This window comes from Actinospica sp. (assembly GCF_035552695.1).
Taxonomy (GTDB): domain Bacteria; phylum Actinomycetota; class Actinomycetes; order Streptomycetales; family Catenulisporaceae; genus Actinospica.
The window spans coordinates 1-3141 of the sequence record NZ_DASZKT010000042.1 but is presented as its reverse complement, the minus strand read 5'-3'; the positions used below and the strand labels follow the sequence as shown (position 1 = coordinate 3141).

Below are 3141 nucleotides of genomic sequence, written 5' to 3'. Positions count from 1 at the left end.
GTGGTCAGGCCGAGGAGGTCGAGGACGAACTCGGCGCCGGCCCGGCGGCCCCGCTCGAACAGCTCGTCGACCTCGGGATCCTGCCCCCCTGCGCGCATCAGGGCCAGCATGGTGTGGACGTGGCCACGCCGGTACTAGATGTGGCGCCGGAACAGACCGCGCAGCCGCTGTTCGGGCGTGTGCTCGTCCGCGCGTGGTTTGTGCAGGTCGACTATCTCGGCCAGCATCTCCTGCAGGACGGCGAGATACAGGCCGCGTTTGTCCTTGAAGTGGTAGAACAGCAAGCCGTGGGCGACGCCAGCCGCCTCGGCGATCTCCTGGATGTAGATCTCGTCATAAGGCTTGCGGGCGAACAGTTCGGCCGCGACCGCGACAAGCGCCGCCCGGCGCTGCCCGCGCGCCGGCTTCGCGGAAGTCATCCTGGCAGCCCCCCTGCTGTCACCGCATTGCGCAGTTCCCCGATGCCGTCGATGGCCACCGCGACAGTATCGCCGGCCTTCAGGTAGGTCCCGGACGCGAGCCCGACCCCGGCGGGCGTCCCGGTGAGGATGACATCCCCCGGTGCCAGCGTGATCGAGGCGGAGACCGCCTCGATGATCTCGGCCACCGAGAACAGCATGTCGCTGGTCCGGCTTTTCTGCCGTTGCTCACCGTTCACATGCGTGGTGATGGTGAGGTCGAGCGGCTGCGTGAACTCGTCCGGCGTCACCACGACCGGCCCCAACGGCTTGAAGGTCGGAAACGTCTTGCTGCGCTGGATCACCGGCAGGTCGACCACGGATCCGTCGCGCATACCCCGGACCTGGACGTCACGAGCCGTCTCGTCGTTGGCGACGGCCTGCCCGCCCACGTGGTGCCACGCGTCGGTGGCGCGGATGTCCTTGCCGCCGGTCCCGATGACGACGGCGAGCTCCGCCTCGTAGTCGACGTGGCCGGGCGCCTCGGCGGGCAGCACGATGGGCGAGCCGTGCGCGGTGAAGAAGTCGCGCCCGGCCGACACCGGGAAGAACTGCGGCGCGGCCGGCATGACGATGCCGGCCTCGACCACGTGGTCCCGGTAGTTGGCGCCGACCACGACGACCGTGGCCGGCGCGGACACCGGCGCGAGAAGCGTGACCGAGCCCGGAGTCACCCGGTCGGTCACCCTCGCGGTGCGCACCCGGGCAATGTCGTCCGCCAGCAGGCTTCCGACGTCCGGGTGGGGAAGGTCCAGCAGGAGCAGCGCGTCGCCATCGCCACGGGCCAGCCCCAGGGTCGTGCGGTACAGGCGCATCACGTCACCGACTTCCGGCGAGGATCGTGATGCGGCGCGCGGAGATGCGCCACACGCCGTCTGCGCCACGGTCGAGCACGTCCCGAACATGGCTCAGCGCGCGCGGCTTCGGGCTCGCCGACCGATCGTCGCCCAGCACATAGAGCTGCAGATGACAGTCCGACTCGGCCCGGTCGGGGCCGGTGAACCAGAACGCCGACGGAGTCAGGACGTGCACGGTCGTCCTGGCCGCAGCCTCCCGCTCTCGCATCGCGCCGTGAATGTCCGCGCCGCGGAGCGTCACGTCACCGGACGGTTTCGTCGCATCCGACAGCGTCAGCGCCCCGTCGACCGTGTACAGCTCGGCCGCCTGGGTCGCGTGCCCGTCGTCGATCAGCTGGAACGACGCTCGCACGACGTCCGCACAGGCGAGGCGCGCGACAACATCGGTCGCGCTGCCGGCGGCGGTCACCATGTCGGCGCGGCCAGTTCGGCGGCGGGTTCGCCGGCGCGCAGCCGGGTGAGCATCGACTCGGGGTCGAACGGCTCGCCCACAGGGTTGTTCGCGAAACTGTCGGACTCCAGGAACGCCGTGCCCGCTTCAGGAGTGTCGAAGTTGTCGATCTGCAGCTCGATCTGGTTGCCGTCCGGGTCGGCGTAGTACATCGAGGTGGTCGGCCCGTGGTTGATCGCCACGACCGGCAGCACCGAATCGCTCTTCAGCCGCTCCCAGTTCTCGAGCAGGTCCCTCAGCGTGCGATACGTGAAGGCGATGTGGGCGAGCCCGTGGGGCGGCAACGCCGTGATCTCCTCGGCTGACAGCGCGGCGGGACCGTCTCCGATCAGTGCTTCGGCGCCCGCCGCCCGCATGGCTGCCGGGTCGGCGATGGCGATCCGGTGGTGCTCCTCGTCGTAGGTGAGGAACACCATCCCCGGCGCCTCGTGCACGACCCGGCCGCCCAGCAGCCGCACGTACCAGTCACGCATGACCGGAACCCGCTGCGAGTAGAGGACAACATGAGACAACTTCGCCGGTGAAGCCATGATCATCACTCCCTTGGCGTGATGCGGATATCACCAGCATGAGCTTGACTTGACTTCAAGTCAAGCTCATGCTGGGGTAGCTCGCCCCTCACGCCGTTGGAGGCCACCATGAACGCCGCGCAGTTCGGCGTCTTTCTCAGCCCGCGCCGCGACAGCGCGGCCGCTCTCCTCGACCACGCGCAGACGGCCGAGCACGCGGGCTTCGACTACGTGTCCATCCAGGACCACCCCTACGTGCCGGACTTCCTGGACCCGTTCGCGATCATCGGCGTGCTGGCCGGCCGGACCGAGCGCCTGCGGTTCATGACGAACGTCGCCAACCTGCCGCTTCGGCCGCCCGCGATGCTGGCCAAGACCGCCGCCAGCCTCGACGTCCTCTCCGGCGGCCGGTTCGAGTTGGGACTGGGTGGCGGCCGCTCCTGGCCGCAGATCGTCGGCATGGGCGGACCGCACTGGGAACCCGGCGAGGTGTTCACGGCCACCGACGAGGCGATCACGATCATGCACGCGCTCTGGCGGTCCGGGTCACCCGTCGACGTCCGAGGTGAGGTCTTCCGCCTCCCCGGCATCGCCCCCGGCCCGGCGCCCGCCCACCGCGTCGGGATCTGGCTGGGCGTCGGCGGACCTCGGATGCTGCGGCTGGCCGGCCGCCGCGCGGACGGCTGGGTCGCACCCCTTGGCACGCCCTACGAGACCAAACCCGCGGCACAGGACCTGATCGACACCGCCGCGCGGCAGGCCGGCCGGGAGCCCACCGACATCCGGCGGGTCATCCAGCTCGTCGGCCAGGTCACCGAGCGCGCACACACCACGCAACGCCCCCGCACCGGCTCCGGCGGTCAGCC

Annotated in this window: 5 protein-coding genes; 1 reads left to right on the top strand and 4 read right to left on the bottom strand. The window is 70.1% G+C overall.

Going from position 1 to position 3141, the window contains the following annotated elements; translation table 11 throughout:
• Positions 1-134: 134 nt before the first annotated feature.
• Genes VG296_RS06775 through VG296_RS06760 form a run of 4 tightly spaced genes read right to left on the bottom strand, consistent with a single transcriptional unit; the run spans position 135 to position 2296 of the window.
• The gene (locus tag VG296_RS06775; RefSeq protein ID WP_325564213.1) at positions 135-419 is read right to left on the bottom strand and encodes a helix-turn-helix domain-containing protein; all 285 of its coding nucleotides are present in this window, start codon (positions 417-419) and stop codon (positions 135-137) included.
• Complete coding sequence (locus VG296_RS06770; RefSeq protein WP_325564211.1) at positions 416-1342, bottom strand: fumarylacetoacetate hydrolase family protein; 927 nt, start codon at positions 1340-1342, stop codon at positions 416-418. The genes VG296_RS06775 and VG296_RS06770 overlap by 4 nt, the downstream gene beginning before the upstream one ends.
• Complete coding sequence (locus VG296_RS06765; protein ID WP_325564210.1) at positions 1278-1724, bottom strand: nuclear transport factor 2 family protein; 447 nt, start codon at positions 1722-1724, stop codon at positions 1278-1280. Before VG296_RS06765 ends, VG296_RS06770 begins: the two co-directional genes overlap by 65 nt.
• The gene (locus VG296_RS06760) at positions 1721-2296 is read right to left on the bottom strand and encodes a VOC family protein (RefSeq protein WP_325564208.1); all 576 of its coding nucleotides are present in this window, start codon (positions 2294-2296) and stop codon (positions 1721-1723) included. Before VG296_RS06760 ends, VG296_RS06765 begins: the two co-directional genes overlap by 4 nt.
• A 108-nt stretch (positions 2297-2404) precedes the next feature.
• Between VG296_RS06760 and VG296_RS06755 the strand changes: the two genes are divergently transcribed.
• Positions 2405-3141: LLM class flavin-dependent oxidoreductase (locus VG296_RS06755; RefSeq protein ID WP_325564206.1), on the top strand; the 737-nt coding region annotated here is incomplete at its 3' end.

Excerpts from the sequence above, each read along its gene's own strand:
- VG296_RS06775 (WP_325564213.1), bottom strand. The coding sequence starts at position 419 with ATGACTTCCGCGAAGCCGGCGCGCGGGCAGCGCCGGGCGGCGCTTGTC.
- VG296_RS06760 (WP_325564208.1), bottom strand. The coding sequence starts at position 2,296 with ATGGCTTCACCGGCGAAGTTGTCTCATGTTGTCCTCTACTCGCAGCGG.